The sequence below is a fragment of the Streptomyces violaceusniger Tu 4113 genome (assembly GCF_000147815.2).
Classification (GTDB): domain Bacteria; phylum Actinomycetota; class Actinomycetes; order Streptomycetales; family Streptomycetaceae; genus Streptomyces; species Streptomyces violaceusniger_A.
The window spans coordinates 3,357,849-3,372,962 of the sequence record NC_015957.1 but is presented as its reverse complement, the minus strand read 5'-3'; the positions used below and the strand labels follow the sequence as shown (position 1 = coordinate 3,372,962).

The window sequence follows — 15,114 nt, the reverse complement described above, 5'->3', positions numbered from 1 at the left end:
GTGCGGTCGTGTCGTGCCGGCGTGGGCCTTGGGCCGCTGGGGTGCGGGTCGGGTCTCATCCGGGGTTGCCACGGTGCGGGGTCCGGCGTTTCGCCGAGCAGAGGCCGTCCGTTGCCGGGGAAGGGTGTTCCCGGGGGGTTCGGCTGCCGCGCGGGTCCGGCCCCAGGGCGCGGACTTCGGTGCGGTTGACTCGGTCAGGGCTTCTTGCAGCCCTTGGGCGAAGAGGATCTGGGCGGTGCGGGCGTGGGTGTGGTCCGGGCGGGCGGTTGTGGGGTCGTCGGGGTCGGTGAGGGTGGTGAAGGCGGCCAGGGCGGCGGAGACCAGGTCACGGTCGCCTTCAGTCCGCAGCCGCCTTCGGCCGGGTCGCAGTGATGGGTACGTTGGCGCAGGGACTTGGGTACGCGTCGGCCGCACAGGCAATGCTGGGACAGGGCAGTGGTGAAGGTGGAGGCGCGCAGGAGGCGTCCGCCGGTGGCCGTGCACTCGGCGGCGAGTGCGGTGATCAGCCGTCCGGGTGTGGTGGCGGAGCAGGCTCGGCCCCACAGGCGGAACCAGGTGCGGATGTCGCAGTCCTCGATGGTCAGGTTCGGGCCGTGGGCGGCGACCAGAGCAGCGGCGGTCTTCTTCGCGCGGTGATGGGAGGCCTCGGCCGCGCTCGCGGCCTCGGCACTGTGGCGGGCCCGTAGATTGCGGTAGCTGGTGCTGAGCGTGTCGCGGCGGTAGGCCTGTTGGGGTTTTCCGGTCGCGGTGGTGCGCCGGGGTCCGGTCGGGACGGTGACGGCCTTGGGGGGCAGGCCTGCTGCCTGCCGGTGTTCGTCGCGGGCCTTTTGACGCCGGGAGCGCTGGTACTGCTGGGGGTTGGTGGCGCGGCGCGAGCGGTCAAGGGCGCGCTGGCGCCCCCGGGCCTTGGTGCGCCCTGTGGCCAGGGCGTGTTGCTCCTGCTCGGTCAGGGTGATCCGGTCGGAGCACACGCCGCCGTCATCGGGGTTGAGCGTGGTGGGGAGGGAGACGACGGCGAGGTTGGAGACGTTGCCGTCCACCCCGCCCACGCGCTGCCCGGTGGCGGCCTGTCGGCGCCGGGTACGGGTGGTGGGGGAGGCGTAGCCGGGGGCCAGGATCATCAGATGGGCCTCGTAGGCCCAGCCGCCTGGGGCGGCTGGATCCCGCCTGCGGACCAGGTCGATCTTGTGCCACCGGGCCGGATCGTTGAGGTAGTGCAGCAGATAGGGCCAGCGTCCGGCTCCCTGCGGCAGTCGCACGGGCAAGACGATGTCCCCGCGTCCGGTGGGCCCGCCGACGAAGACGACAGTCAGCGGTCCGGTGTGGTCGAACCAGGTCGCCGCCCTGCCGCGCGGGCGCCGGTGGGTGTCGGTGGTCCCGGTGGGGATGCCTCCCGTGGGCCGGGCGGGGGCGGGCATGCGGCGCGGCTGGGCCAGCACCCGCATGCCCGGCGGGAGCCCTGCGGCCTGGGCGGGGGTGGTGACCGATAGTGGCAGTGCGGGGTGCCGGAAGGTGTCCAAGTGTCCGGCCAGGGTGCCGTGGAGGCGGAAGGTCTCCCACTTGCGGTCGGTGGTGTGCGAGCGGGCCCGGCCCGGGATGCGGGTGTACTCCCACCAAGTCCCGGTCCTGGGACGCCCGGCCCGCCGCCCCGACGCGTCCGGGTGCAGGTGCCGGGCCACACCGGTGAAGACCTCGTCGGCCTGGTGCATCACCAACGCCTTCGACACATGATCGCTCAGCCACCCCGACCGCTCCAGATGCCGATACGCGCGCCGCTCCAGCCCGGTGCGGGACAGGCCCAACTCGGCCCGCCAGGCTTTCACATCCCTCTCACGCCGCACCTCACCGGCCCAGTAGGCGTCCACCACATCCCGCGCATCACGCTGCAGGGCGCGTTTGACGTGCCACATCCCCGAAAACAACTGCTCGACCCGGCGGCGGACACCCGCATTGGCGACCACCAGCGGCAGCCGGATCACCGACACCGGCGCATCCTTCGCCCGCCGCCACACCTCACCCCGGTTCGGCCCCCGAAACCGCCGCCCCTCCCCAGGAGCACGAGCAGGCGATGACCGACTCACCACACTCTCCCCTCCTCTCCTCTCCTCTCCCGGACCAGCGTCAGCGTCAACGTCAACGTCAACGTCAACGTCAACGTCAGGCATAACGTCATGAAGTCTGTTCGGGTTACGGTCAGTTGTATGGAACTTCGTCTCGCCACCTGCCGTTCTGCTCAGTTGAAGGCGTGGACGGAGCTGTCCGGGCCGCAGCTGCATGCCCTGATCACCCGTTTGTGGCGACGCCGCCCGGCCAGCGGGTGCGGCCGGCTCTGGTCACTCACCTTCGGCAACCGGGTGCTGCTGGTGGTCCTGGGCTACCGCACGAACCTCACCATGGAGCAGCTGGCCGGGCTGTTCGCCACCACGGACTCCACCGTGCACCGGGTCACCGCCGACCTCGCGCCACACCTCGCCGCCCTGCTCGGCCCGCCGCCCACCGACCGGCGGGAGCTATGGCTGGTGGACAGCACCCTCATTCCGGTGCACGACCAGCAGAAGACGCAGAAGTCGAAGAACTACCGGCGCAGTGTGAATGTACAGATCCCCTGCCGGGCCCGTGACCGCCGCCTCGTCGCGGTCGGCGACGCCTGGCCGGGCAACCGCAACGATGTGGTGGTCTTCCGGGAGACCGTCGGCAAGACCTTGCCCGATCACTCCCGCCTGTCCGGCGATGGTGGCTATCAAGGGATCGAGCGGATCCGCTCGCCCCGGCGCGGGCCTGACCGGAAGATCATCAAGGATCGGGCCTACCCGCGGTTCCGCAAGCGCCGCGCCGTCGCCGAGCACACCCTCACGCGCCTCAAGGACCACCAAGTCCTCCGCCAATGCCGCCGCAAGCGGGAAGAGATCAACCACGCCGTCGCCGGCATCGCCGCCCTGCACAACCTAAAACTGGAGCTCAACGGCTGACCACGGACCCGCGACTGCCCACAGCAAAACACGTCTGACCTCACATTACGGGATATCTCTTAGCTTCCCTCCGTTCGGAGTCTTCTCGATCAGAGGGGGTAGGTGCCGATCGTCCCGCCCACTGCGTCACCTCCCCCTATGACCAGGAGAGACACGTGCCCAGAACGCTCGTCACCGGTATCGCCGCCACCGCCGTCGCCACCGTCCTGCTCACCGGCTCCGGAGCCGTGAGCTCCACCGCCACGGCCACGGCGCCACGTGAGCCGCACGCCACCGATGTGCATCGGGTCCGCATCCAGGACAACTTCGACTCGCTCGGTCCCGAGGTCCGGGGGATGAAGCTGGACTCGGGGCGCACCGCCCACTACATCGACGACGGCCCCCGGGACGGAAAGCCGGTGCTCTACCTCGGCGGCACGGGCACCAGCGCGCGGGTGGCCCATATGACGGACTTCATGCGCAGCACCCGGGAGTCCCTCGGGCTGCGGCTGATATCGGTCGAACGCAACGGCTTCGGGGACACGGAGTTCGACAAGAGCCTGGGCAAGGCCGACTTCGCCAAGGACGCGCTTCAGGTGCTGGACCGCATCGGAGTGCGCAAGGTCAGTGTGATCGCCATCTCGGGCGGCGGTCCGTACGCCGCCGAGCTGGCGTCCCTGGCCCCGGACCGCATCCAGTCACTGCACCTGGCCGCCGCTCTGCCGCCGTACGGCGCGAAGCGTCCCGACTGCTCCATGTCGGACGAGGAGCTGGGCAAGTCGCTGGAGCCGCAGATCGCCGATCCCCGCGTCTGGTGGGCGCTGCCGGACGACAGCCCGACCAAGCGCATCCCCGGCTTCGCCGACACCGCCTTCGAGGACGGCGCCCGCACCTACAACCAGCGCGGGCAGAAGTCCGACCCCGCACCTCAGGTGCACGAACAGAAGCTCTACTGCCAGCGGCCCGGCCCCGATCTGTCAAAGCTGACGGCCCCCGTCACCATCTACAGCGGGAAGAAGGACACGACCGTGCCGCCCAGCACGATCGACACCTGGAAGCAGCACCTGCCCGGCCAGCCGGCCGTGCGCAGCTATGCCGACACGGGACACGATGTGCAGTACCGGCACTGGGACCAGATCCTCGTCGACCTCGCCGGGCACACGGACCGCACGGTGATCTGCTACCGGGGCCACAGCTCCATGCCACCGGCCCGGATCGCCGACCCGCTGGTCGAGAAGGGCCGCGCCACCCTCGGCAGCTGCGCCTGGCAGAAGCCCGGCGGAGACAGCCCCACCGGCTGACCCGAGCCCCCGCCGCTCATCACTCCCCCGCGACCGGCCGCCGCGCCCAGAACAGGGCGTGGCCGCTGTCGCCTTCGGGGACGAACTCCTCTCCCTCGACGGTCAGTCCGGCCCGGGTGAGCCAGTCCCGGTAGGTCGCGGCGTCGGCGTGGCTCCACCACATCGTGGCGCCACCGCCGAGCCAGTTGTCGTCGGTGCCGGTCCAGGCGCTGTGTCCGGTGGTGCCCAGGAACCAGCCGCCGGGACGGAGCCAGGTGGCGATCCTGGCGAGGAGGGGAGGTTGTTCCGCCAGCGGGATGTGGATCAGGGCGTAGAGGGAGACCACGGCGTCGAAGGAGGCGGCCGGGAACTCCACGGCCGTGGCATCGGCCTGGCGGAACTCGGCCTCCGGCACCAGCTCCCGCGCCCGGCGGATCTGCTCCCCGCTGATGTCGACACCGGTCACACGGTGCCCTGCGGACGCCAGCACGCGGGCGACCGGGATGCCGCAACCGCACCCCAGGTCCAGCACGGTGGCGGCGGGCGGAATGCGCTGCTGGAGCGCCCCGAGCAAGGGCTGGTACTTGGTTTCGGTGGCATAGGACTGCTCGTAGTGGCGGGATAGCGCGTCATACCCGCGCCTGACCACGTCCTTGGGATCGTCGATATCCACGGCCACGCACGGTAGTTGGGGGTGGGTGCGTGCCGCGAATGGTTTTCGGGCGCGAGACCATGCCCGCGCCCGGCAGCGCCGTCAGACCTTGCGCACTGCGGCGACGAACTCCGCCCAGGCCCCGGCCGGGACGACCAGGGCGGGACCGCCCTTGTCCTTGGAGTCGCGGATGCCGACCTGGGTGGTGCGGGGCAGGTGGGCGATCTCGACGCAAGCGGTCCCGTTGTTCTCGCTGTAGGACGACTTGAACCAGGCACCTTCGGGTGCGACATCAGAAGCTATGCGGTGTGTCATGTCAGATCTCCCGTACTAGTCGTTGCAGGAAAGCGGGTGTCTCGCCAGGCGCGAGAGCGCCTGCCCGCAGGGCCTCGAACCTGCGGGAGAAACTCCAGATGGTGGTGTCCTTGTCGCTGATCTCCGACCCGTCGGCGGCATCGCTTTGCACCACCGTCGGAAGCGGGCTGCCGAACTCCAGCAGGGTGAAGTTGGCACCTGTCCGGTAGGTGGCCGTGGTCATCGGGAGGATCTGGACGGTCACGTGGTCGAGCTGCGTGAAGGCAAGGATCGCCTCATACTGCTCGCGCATCACGTCCGGGCCGCCCACCACCCGCCGCAGTGTCGCTTCCTCCTGGATGACCCAAAGCTCCACCGGGCTGTCTCTGCGCGTCAGAGCCTTCTTGCGTTCCATACGAATCTGAATGTGGCGCTCGACGAACTCCGTCGTCGTCTCCTCAACCGGCTTGGCGGTCTGGAACATCTCCCGGGCGTATCGCTCGGTCTGCAACAACCCGAGGACCACATTCGGTTGCCAAGCCCGGATGCTCCGAGCACCGCTCTCCAGCCCGATGTACATCCCCATGCCGGACGGCAGGACGCTGCGATAGAGCGACCACCAGCCCCGGTTGAGCGAGTCCCGGTGGATCTCGACCAGGAAATCCACGTCGTCCTCTTCCTCGACTCCGTAGCGGTCCAGCAGAGTTCGCAGCTCCGCAGTGGTCTTGAGGCCGGTCAGCCCGTTCTCCACGCGATGGAGCTTCGAGGGGGAGAACGTCAACCCGTCCACCGCCTCCGCCAGGGTGAATCCGGCCTTGTCCCTCAACCGCTTGAGCTCCCAGCCGAGTTGCATGCGGCGGACCGTGGGTCCTGTTGGTGCTGCCACGAGTATGCCTCCCGGTGGGTTGAGCCTGCCATGCCGTGGTGCGAGTTCCGAGTCTGGCACCGGAAACCTGCTTTGTTCTGACAACAGCCCACTCGGTCACATATGCCATCTCAAGCGAGAAATTCAATCGCTCTTGCACAGCAACTCTTACGGCCGTGAAGCTGTTTCCGCCACCGCCTCATCACTCGCGGTAGCCGAACCTCGGAACGCCATGGAGCCCTCATGCCTTCATCACGCCCCCGTCTGCTGCCCTGGCCCGGACTGAACGGGCAGCCCTGCTTCCTCGTCACCGACGACACCGGCACCAGCTACCTCTCGCGGCTGGCCGACGAGATGGAGACCGTACAGCTACGGACCGGGGCCGACCTTCTCGGGCATGCGCGGCCGCTGCTCCGGGACCACCGTGCGAACGCCCGCGAGCTGCGCTTCGTGGGGCATCGGCTGGCCGAGGCGCTGCATGACGCGCTGCGGGTGGCGGAGAGCCGGGGGCAGCGGCTGGAGGACGGGGAAGAGACCACGCCCGAGCAGAGTTAGTAGAAACATGAACAACAGCGTGGACGTCGTGGTCATCGGTGCCGGGCAGGCCGGGTTGTCCAGTGCCTATCACCTCCGGCGGGCCGGGTACGAGCCCGGGACGGGCTTCGTGGTGCTCGACCACGCGCCCGCGCCCGGCGGGGCGTGGCAGTTCCGGTGGCCGTCGCTGACGTACGGCAAGGTGCACGGGATGTACGACCTGCCCGGCATGCGGCTGACCAGCGACGACGCGGATCCCGAGCGGCCCTCGTCCGAGGTGATCCCGGCGTACTTCGCACGGTACGAGCGCGCCTTCGAGCTGCGGGTCGTCCGGCCGGTGCACGTCGCCGCCGTACGGGACGGGGACGACGGCCGGCTGCTGGTGGAGACCTCGGCCGGGACCTGGTCCGCCCGCGCGCTGATCAACGCGACCGGTACCTGGGACCGGCCCTTCTGGCCGCGCTACCCCGGGCAGGAGACCTTCCGGGGGCGGCAACTGCACACCGCGCGGTACCCCGGGCCCGAGGCGTTCGCCGGGCAGCGGGTGATCGTCGTCGGGGGCGGTACGTCCGGGGTGCAGCATCTGCTGGAGATCGCCGAGGTGGCGGCGGAGACGACCTGGGTCACCCGCCGCCCGCCGGTGTTCCACACCGGGCCGTTCGGCGAGGACCAGGGGCGTGCCGCCGTCGCGCTGGTGGAGGAGCGGGTCCGGCGGGGGCTGCCACCGCAGAGCGTGGTGTCGGTGACCGGGCTGCCCATGACGGAGGCGATGCAGCGGGCCCGCGCCAAGGGCGTGCTGGAGCGGCTGCCCATGTTCGACCGGATCACCCCGTCCGGGGTGGCCTGGGCGGATGGGCGCCACGTCGACGCGGACGTGATCCTCTGGGCCACCGGTTTCCGCGCCGCCATCGACCACCTCGCCCCGCTGCGGCTGCGCGAGTCGGGCGGCGGAATCACCGTCGAGGGCACCCGGGCGGTCCGGGATCCGCGGGTGCATCTGGTCGGCTACGGGCCCTCGGCCAGCACGGTGGGGGCAAACCGGGCGGGCCGGGCCGCCGTACGGGAGATCCAGGAACTGCTGGCTGCCGCCCGGGACCCGGCGCCGGCTCCCCGTCGGGCCACCACGCATCAGGGCCAGTGGTCGCAGGACGCCCCGCGTTCAGGTGTTGACATAGGTCTCACTGCCCTCTCATAGTACGTAGCGCTGCACTGCAAGTTGTACTGACAAAAGGACAAAGCCTCTTCGCAGCCGCATGATCGCGGCTGGGCGGCCATGAGACCGCGCGGCAGGTGACCCCTGCTGGGACGGCTGCGCCGTCACACCGGGCCCAAGTACGCCCCCCACTCAGTCGACATCGGGAAACAACCGCATCTGTCGGGGCGCCACCACGACCTCCGCTGCCTCCTTGACTTCCTCCCCCGCCTAAAGGCGGGGGATTCCAGCGGTCGCCCGCTGGGGTTCCTGCTTCACCGACGACCGCCCCGTCCGGGAGGACTCCCGTTGAGGTCTCACACCGTCTCCACAGGCAGACACCGCCAGCCCGGCGGCCAGGATATTGCGCGCCGCGTTCACATCGCGGTCATGCACGGTGCCGCAGACACACGTCCACTCACGGACGTTCAGCGGCAGCTTCCCGCGGACCGTGCCGCAGTTACCGCACAGCTTGCTGGACGGGAACCAGCGGTCGACCGTCACGAGTTCACGCCCGTACCAGGCGCACTTGTACTCCAGCATCATGCGCAGATCCGTCCACGCCGCATCCGAGATGGCGCGCGCGAGGCGGCCGTTCTTCAGCAGGTTACGGACGGTGAGGTCCTCGATCACGACCGTTTGGTTCTCACGGACGAGCCGAGTCGACAGCTTGTGCAGGAAGTCCCGGCGCCGGTCAGCGATCCGCGCGTGCACGCGGGCGACCTTCCGGCGGGCCTTCTCCCGGTTCGCGGACCCCTTCGCCTTGCGGGACAGCTCCCGCTGCGCCTTCGCGAGCCGCTTACGGTCGCGGCGCTCATGCCGGGGGTTGGCGATCTTCTCCCCGGTGGACAGGGTCACCAGGGAGGTGACCCCGGCGTCGATACCCACCGCCGCGCTCGTGGCGGGGGCCGGGGCGATGGTGTCCTCGACGAGCAGGGAGACGAACCAGCGCCCGGCGGCGTCGCGGGACACCGTCGCAGTCGTGGGCTCCGCATCCTCCGGGAGGGGACGGGACCAGCGGATGTCCAGCGGCTCGGCCGTCTTCGCCAGCGTCAGGCGCCCCTCGCGCCACGTGAAGGCACTGCGGGTGTACTCGGCCGACGCCCGCGACGTCTTCCGCGACGTGTACCGCGGGTACTTGGCCCGCTGGGCGAAGAAGTTCCCGAACGCCGTCTGAAGATGGCGCAGCGCCTGCTGGAGGGGGACGGAGGACACCTCCGCCAGGAAGGCCAGTTCCCCGGTCTTCTTCCACTCCGTCAGCGCGGCGGAGGACTGCACGTAGGAGATGCGGCGCTGCTCGCCGTACCAGGCCCGCGTGCGCTCCTCCAACGCCTTGTTGTACACGAGGCGGACGCAGCCGAACGTGCGGGACAGCTCAGCCGCCTGCTCGTCCGTGGGGTAAAAGCGGTACTTGAACGCCCGCTTGACCTGCTGCGCCATGCCTCACACTCTATCAGCTCCCGTGTGAGGGGCGGGTGTCGGCCGGTGACCGCAGACGCCGAATCACCCTGGCGGCGATTCGCCTTTCCCTGCCCTGCTCCGCAGGAGCTTCGTTTCCTCCCCGGCCTGAAGGCCGGAGGATCCACGAAACACCGATCTGGTGCTGGTCAACCTGCGCCTGTCAGTGCTGGACCGCTCCGGCCTGCCCGAGGACCTGAAGATCACGATCGTCGAGCGCAGCGGTCCCGGTGACCGCGACCCCGTCGACGCCGTTCTGGACGAAATCGAGGCCCGGCCCGACGTCGACCGGCTGGTCGTCGGCATCCGCCGGCGCTCGCCGGTGGGCAAGGCCCTGCTGGGCAGCGTGAGCCAGCGGCTGCTGCTGGAGAGCCCCGTCCCCGTCGTCGCGGTCAAGCCCCCGGTCTGACCGGGCCTCGGCGCCGGGAAGGGCCCCGTCCCGTGCCGGGGCCCTTCCCGATGCCGAGGAGTCCGGCGAACCCGAGGTCACGCCCCCGGCCGCGCCGCGAACGTCGAGTCCCTGACCACCAGTTCGGGTTGCAGAACGATCCGCCGGTGCTGGTGGTCCTCCGCCTCCTCACCGGTCTCCTCGATGAGCAGCTCCGCCGCCGTCCGCCCCATCCGGAAGGCCGGCTGGCGCACCGACGTCAGCGGCACCGCGGCCGCCGCCGCGAACTCGATGTCGTCGTACCCCACCAGCGCCACCTCCCCCGGCACCGACACCCCGGCCGCGAAAAGGGCCTGCAGCACTCCGAGCGCGAGAAGGTCGTTGGCGCAGAACACCGCCGTCGGGCGCGGTGAGATGCCCAGCAGTCGCGCGCCCGCGTCCCGGCCCGAGGCCACGTCCAGCCGCTCGGCCTCGATATGCACCATCGCCTCCGTCGCCAGCCCCTCCTCCGTGAACGCGCTGAGCAGCCCGGCGCGCCGGTCCTGGCACTGCGGGAGCAGCATCGGACCGCTGACGTAGACCACGGAGCGGTGTCCCTGGGCGATGAGGTGGCGGCCGGCGAGCGCCCCGCCCTCGATGTCGTCGACCGACACCGAGCAGCCGTCGGCGCTGGGCACCTCGCGGTCCACGAAGACGAACGGGATGTCGTGGCGCCGGAAGCCCTCCAGATTGGCCCCGGTGACATCGGCCGGGGTGACCAACACCCCGCGCACCCGGTGCTCGGCGAAGAGCCCGAGGTAGTCGGCCTCCTCCTCGGGGCTCTGGGCGCTGTTGCACACCATCACCCCCAGCCCCGCCTCCCGGGCCGCACGCTCCGCACCGCTCGCCACGTCCACGAAGAACGGATTCGCCATGTCCAGCACCAGCAGCGCGATGATGCGGCTGCGCCCCGCGCGCAGTTGACGCGCGGACTCCTGGCGTACATAGCCCAGGCGCTCGATCACGCCCTGCACCCGGTCGCGCGTGGCCTCGGCGACCATCTCGGGCCGGTTGATCACGTTCGAGACGGTTCCGACGGACACTCCCGCCTGCCGCGCGACGTCCTTGATCCCCACCATGCGTCCCACGACCCGGAGCCTCCGTCTTCCCGCGACCTACCGCGGTCGCGGGAACATGGTAGTGCTCTGTTCGACCGGTCGGGCAGGACCGGGCCGCCGCCGCGGGCCGCTCGGCACGGCTCCGGGGCCGCTCCGGAGCCGATCCGGGCCGATCCGGGCCGATCCGGAGCCGATCCTGGGCCGATCCGGGACGGTTCGGGGGCCGCTCCGGGCCACCGCGGGCCCCGTCTCAGCCGCGGGAGCGGACCAGGCTCGACCCGCGGACGACGAGTTCGGGCTGGAGGACGATCCGCTGGTGGCAGTGGTCCGCCGCCCGCTCCCCCGTCTCCTCGATCAGCAGCTCGGCCGCCATACGCCCCATCCTGAAGGCCGGCTGGCGCACCGACGTCAGCGGCACCGCGGCCGCCGCCGCGAACTCGATGTCGTCGTACCCCACCAGCGCCACCTCCCCCGGCACCGACACCCCCGCCCCGTACAGCGCCTGCAGCACCCCCAGCGCCAGCAGGTCATTGGCGCAGAACACCGCCGTCGGACGCGGTGACATGCCCAGCAGCCGGGCCCCCGCGTCCCGGCCGGACGTCACATCCAGCCGCTCCACCTCGACATGGCGCAGCGCGGACTCGCCGAGCCCCTGCTCGCGCAGGGCGCGCAGCGCGCCCTCGCGGCGGTCGCGGCACTGGGCCAGCCGCATCGGCCCGCTCACATAGGCGAGGGTGCGATGGCCGAGGCCCAGCAGATGGCGGACGGCGAGTTCGCCGCCGGTGACATCGTCGACCGACACCGAACATCCCTCGGCGCTGGGCAGCACCCGGTCGACGAGGACGAACGGGATGGGCTGCCGCCGGAAGGAGGCGAGGTTGCGCCCGGTCATGTCTGCCGGGGTCATCAGCACCCCGCGCACCCGCTGTTCGGCGAAGAGCCCGAGGTAATCGGCCTCCTCGTCGGGGCTCTGGGCGCTGTTGCACACCATCACCCCCAGCCCCGCCTCCCGCGCCGCACGCTCCGCACCACTCGCCACGTCCACGAAGAACGGGTTCGCCATGTCCAGCACCAGCAACGCGATGATGCGGCTGTGGCCGGCCCGCAGTTGGCGCGCGGACTCCTGGCGTACGTAGCCCAGGCGCTCGATCGTGGACAGCACGCGGGCCCGGGTCTCCTCGGACACCGACTCCGGGCGGTTGATGACGTTGGAGACCGTGCCGACCGAGACCCCGGCCTCGCGCGCCACCTCTTTGATGCCCACCCCGGATGCCATCCCTCAGGAGGGGAGCGTGAAGTCGATGACACGGAGAGCGGAGGGTGTGCTGCCGCTGGACCTCCGCTGATACAGATACGACAGGACGCCGTCCTGCGCGAGCCGGGTGTCGTCCACGACGACCTCGCCGAAGGCGCTGAGACCGCTGCCGTCGAAGAGGGTCTTCCAGTCCGTCCAGCCCGAGGACTTGGACGCGGCCACGATCCGGCCGTACGGCATCACGGCGTAGGCGTTGTCGTAACGGTCGAAGACGAGGTGGCTGCGCTGGGTGGAGCCCGGCGGCACCGGGATCTCGGTCTTCTTCCAGCTGCCGGCCGCGTCCTTGAAGAGGTGGAAGGTGCGGCCGTTGGCCTTCCGGTCGGCCGCGTAGTCGGTGGTGCACTGCCCGAAGCGGCCGGGGACATAGCTGATCAGGGCGTGCGGCAGTCCGGCGGAGTCGGTGGCCTGGCTCTCCTGGTTCATCAGCGAGTGGTCGGGGCCCAGCGGGTCGACGACGGTTCCGGTGTCGCCGACCGCCACCGTGTCGGCGCCACCGGTGGTGCCGACGACCGTGCCCGCCGCGGTGCGCCAGGTGCGTCCGCGGTCGGAGCTGTGGACATAGCCGGTGTCGTGGTTGGTGAGACCGCCGCTCGCGCACATCACCGCGTTGTTCTGCTCGCGCCAGGTGTAGAAGGCGTGCAGCCGGCCGTCGGGCCCGTAGTCGATGCCGTGCAGATACATGTTGCGGGCGGTGCTGGAGCCGTGCTCGCTGGTGTAGGTGCCGGTGGCGGAGGACCATGCGCCGAGCGCCGTCCACTTGCTTCCGTCGTACTCGGCGAGCGCGTTGCGGCCGTTGCCGGAGACGCCGGAGCGGTAGCTGAGCTGGAGCCGGCCCTCGGGGGTGGCGATGAACTGGGGATAGGTGAACTGGGAGGTGAGCGGCAAGCCGTCGAGGGTGGTCTGGACGGCGCCGAACTGGCCGGTGGTCCAGGGGTGTCCGGCGGGGTCGTCCACCAGCCCGGCCACCGACTTCACATAGAAGAAGCCGCTGCTGTGGGAGTCCATGTTCAGATGCAGCCGGCCGTCGATCCGCGAGATCCCCATGGAGATGACGTTGTGGGAGTCGTCGCTGGTGAGCCGGTGCGGCAGGGTGACGGTCTGCCAGCTCTGCTGGGCCAGCGCGCGGCGGCCGATGACCGCGCTGCGGTCGCCGGTGTACCAGACGGCGTACTGATAGCCCTGGTAGGTGAGCAGCCCGTTCTTCTGGAAGGCGTTGTTGTTGACCAGGCCGTCGTACGACTCGAAGTAGACGGCCCTGGCGTCGAGTTGGGTGTCGGCGAGCTTGCGGACGGCCGGGCCCGGGGCTGCCGGCTGCCCTCGCGTTGCGGCGTCGGCGTTGCCACCGGGGAGGGAGGCGGCGCCGAGCAGAGCGGTGGCCAGGACGGCGATGGCCAGTGGTCTCATGTCCGTTCCTTTCCTGGTGCGCTTGTGGGGGGGGCGGAGCGGGCTTCTGTCCCCACCCCGCCCCTTCCCACAGCATCGATATGCGGCTCCGCCGCGTGGAGGGGCTCCGCCCCTGGACCCCGTGCATTCCGGGGGCACCCCCGGCCCCCCGGGGCCGGGACGAGGCCGGAGGCCGAAGCCCGCCCCGCGGCCCTGCGGGACGGGGACCCGGGGCCCGGCCTCCGGCCGGGGGCCGCCCGCTCCGCCGCGTCCCGCGGCTACGCGAGGTGGAAGACCTCCGTCAGCGGCTTCATCGCCTCGTCCGGCCGCGCGCCGTCGAGCGCTTCGAAGAAGGGCGCCATCTCGGCCTGCCAGCGGGCGTTGACCTCGGTGGCGGCCATTGCGGCCTGGGCCGCCTCGAAGTCCTCGGTCTCCAGATAGCCCACCAGCAGCCCGTCCTCGCGCAGGAAGAGCGAGTAGTTGTGCCAGCCGGTCTCCGCTAGCGCCGCCCGCATCTCGGGCCATACGGCTTCGTGGCGCTCGCGGTACTCCTCGATCCGGTCCTGGCGGACCTTCAGCAGAAAACACACCCGCCGCATCGCCGGACCGCCCTCAGAAGTCGAACTTGTCGATGTTGGACTTGTCGAAGACGGTGGGCGGGCCGAGGATGATCTCGCCGTTCTTGCCGACCGTGTACTCGCCCAGCTTCCCGGCCTTGAACTTCTCCCCCTCGGCCCCGGTGATCTGCCCGGAGGCGAGCGCGGCCGCGGCGTACGAGCCGAGGTAGCCGAGCTTCTTGGGGTCCCAGAGCGAGAACTGCTCGACGGTGCCGTCCTTGACGTACTTGCGCATCTGGTTGGGCGTGCCGAGTCCGTTCAGCACGACCTTGCCCTCGTACGAGGAGCCGCTGATGTAACGGGCGGCCGCGGCGATGCCGACCGTGGTGGGCGCGATGATGCCCTTGAGCTTCGGATACGCCTTGAGCAGGCCCTGGGTCTCCTGGAAGGACTTCTGGTCGTCGTCGTCCCCGTACACCGTCTTGACCAGCTTCATGTTCTTGTAGGCGGGCTTGTTCAGCTCGTCCTTCATGAAGCGGATCCAGGTGTTCTGGTTGGTGGCGTTCTGGGTGGCGGAGAGGATCGCGATCTCGCCCTTGTAGTCGAGCTGCTTGGCGAGGTGCTGGACCTGGCTGCGGCCGATCTCCTCGGAGCCGGCCTGGTTGATGAAGAGCTGACGGCAGGCCGGGGCGGTGTCGGAGTCGTACGCCACCACCTTGATGTTCTTCTTCATGGCCTGCTTGAGCGGGCCGCAGACCGCGTTGGGGTCGTTGGCCGCGATCAGGATGGCGTCCTGGCGCTGCTGGACCAGGGTGTTGATGTACGACACCTGGGAAGAGGCGCTGGCGTCGGACGGGCCGACCTCCTTGCCCTTGCCGCCGAACTCCCCGGCCGCCGTGATCCCCGCCCGGTCGATGAGCTTCTCGTACGGGTTGTTGATCTGCTTGGGCAGAAAGGCCAGCTCGAGGCCCTTCTTCAGGGGCGCGCCGGGGTCGGCCTTGGCGTCGGTCTTGGCGGGGCCGCTGTTGTCGTTGTCCTTCTTGGTGGTACCGCCGCAGCCGGCCAGGGCCACGGCCAGGGCACAGACCGCGGCGGCGGTGGCGGCGGCGCGGCGGCGCGTGGGAGAGCTCTTCATCGGGGAGACCTTTCGC

Annotated in this window: 15 protein-coding genes; 5 read left to right on the top strand and 10 right to left on the bottom strand. The window is 70.3% G+C overall.

Features of this window, described 5'->3' with window-relative positions:
• Positions 1–194: 194 nt before the first annotated feature.
• Positions 195–1,985 (bottom strand): hypothetical protein, encoded by a 1,791-nt coding sequence (locus STRVI_RS14505; RefSeq protein ID WP_014056403.1) that lies wholly within the window; start codon positions 1,983–1,985, stop codon positions 195–197.
• A gap of 216 nt (positions 1,986–2,201) precedes the next feature.
• Between STRVI_RS14505 and STRVI_RS14500 the strand changes: the two genes are divergently transcribed.
• The gene (locus tag STRVI_RS14500; RefSeq protein WP_251982621.1) at positions 2,202–2,969 is read left to right on the top strand and encodes a transposase; all 768 of its coding nucleotides are present in this window, start codon (positions 2,202–2,204) and stop codon (positions 2,967–2,969) included.
• A 155-nt stretch (positions 2,970–3,124) separates the two neighbouring features.
• Entirely contained in the window at positions 3,125–4,249 is a 1,125-nt protein-coding gene (locus STRVI_RS14495) for an alpha/beta fold hydrolase (protein WP_014056401.1), read from the top strand.
• Positions 4,250–4,268: 19 nt separating this feature from the next.
• Here STRVI_RS14495 and STRVI_RS14490 read toward each other — a convergent pair whose 3' ends face one another.
• The 3 genes from STRVI_RS14490 to STRVI_RS14480 all read right to left on the bottom strand — a co-directional run bounded on the left by STRVI_RS14490 (position 4,269) and on the right by STRVI_RS14480 (position 6,060).
• A complete protein-coding gene (locus tag STRVI_RS14490) occupies positions 4,269–4,901 on the bottom strand; it encodes a class I SAM-dependent methyltransferase (RefSeq protein ID WP_106685661.1) in 633 nt (210 codons plus the stop codon).
• Positions 4,902–4,982: 81 nt separating this feature from the next.
• The gene (locus tag STRVI_RS14485) at positions 4,983–5,195 is read right to left on the bottom strand and encodes a DUF397 domain-containing protein (protein ID WP_014056399.1); all 213 of its coding nucleotides are present in this window, start codon (positions 5,193–5,195) and stop codon (positions 4,983–4,985) included.
• A 1-nt stretch (position 5,196) separates the two neighbouring features.
• Positions 5,197–6,060: a helix-turn-helix domain-containing protein gene (locus STRVI_RS14480; RefSeq protein ID WP_014056398.1), complete on the bottom strand. Its 864-nt coding sequence runs from the start codon at positions 6,058–6,060 to the stop codon at positions 5,197–5,199.
• Between the two features lie 222 nt (positions 6,061–6,282).
• Here STRVI_RS14480 and STRVI_RS14475 point away from each other — a divergent pair, with 222 nt between their 5' ends.
• Together STRVI_RS14475 and STRVI_RS14470 are read left to right on the top strand one after the other, a co-directional pair.
• Positions 6,283–6,594: a hypothetical protein gene (locus STRVI_RS14475; RefSeq protein ID WP_014056397.1), complete on the top strand. Its 312-nt coding sequence runs from the start codon at positions 6,283–6,285 to the stop codon at positions 6,592–6,594.
• 7 nt (positions 6,595–6,601) lie between these two features.
• On the top strand, positions 6,602–7,768 hold the full coding sequence (locus tag STRVI_RS14470) for an NAD(P)-binding domain-containing protein (RefSeq protein ID WP_014056396.1): 1,167 nt from the start codon (positions 6,602–6,604) through the stop codon (positions 7,766–7,768).
• 228 nt (positions 7,769–7,996) lie between these two features.
• On the opposite strand, the gene STRVI_RS14465 is transcribed toward STRVI_RS14470, so the two are convergent.
• Positions 7,997–9,205, bottom strand: coding sequence for an RNA-guided endonuclease InsQ/TnpB family protein (locus STRVI_RS14465; protein ID WP_014056395.1), 1,209 nt, complete (start codon positions 9,203–9,205; stop codon positions 7,997–7,999).
• A 160-nt stretch (positions 9,206–9,365) separates the two neighbouring features.
• Here STRVI_RS14465 and STRVI_RS14460 point away from each other — a divergent pair, with 160 nt between their 5' ends.
• Positions 9,366–9,632 (top strand): universal stress protein, encoded by a 267-nt coding sequence (locus tag STRVI_RS14460; protein WP_251982620.1) that lies wholly within the window; start codon positions 9,366–9,368, stop codon positions 9,630–9,632.
• Between the two features lie 77 nt (positions 9,633–9,709).
• Here the strand turns inward: STRVI_RS14460 and STRVI_RS14455 are convergent, their stop codons facing one another.
• The 5 genes from STRVI_RS14455 to rhaS form a co-directional block, all read right to left on the bottom strand.
• A complete protein-coding gene (locus STRVI_RS14455; protein WP_043235913.1) occupies positions 9,710–10,729 on the bottom strand; it encodes a LacI family DNA-binding transcriptional regulator in 1,020 nt (339 codons plus the stop codon).
• 229 nt (positions 10,730–10,958) lie between these two features.
• Entirely contained in the window at positions 10,959–11,984 is a 1,026-nt protein-coding gene (locus tag STRVI_RS14450; RefSeq protein WP_014056393.1) for a LacI family DNA-binding transcriptional regulator, read from the bottom strand.
• A 3-nt stretch (positions 11,985–11,987) separates the two neighbouring features.
• Positions 11,988–13,427, bottom strand: coding sequence for a BNR repeat-containing protein (locus tag STRVI_RS14445; protein WP_014056392.1), 1,440 nt, complete (start codon positions 13,425–13,427; stop codon positions 11,988–11,990).
• Between the two features lie 257 nt (positions 13,428–13,684).
• A complete protein-coding gene (locus tag STRVI_RS14440) occupies positions 13,685–14,005 on the bottom strand; it encodes an L-rhamnose mutarotase (RefSeq protein WP_014056391.1) in 321 nt (106 codons plus the stop codon).
• A gap of 13 nt (positions 14,006–14,018) precedes the next feature.
• Complete coding sequence (gene rhaS / locus STRVI_RS14435) at positions 14,019–15,098, bottom strand: rhamnose ABC transporter substrate-binding protein (protein ID WP_014056390.1); 1,080 nt, start codon at positions 15,096–15,098, stop codon at positions 14,019–14,021.
• Between the last annotated feature and the right edge of the window lie 16 nt (positions 15,099–15,114).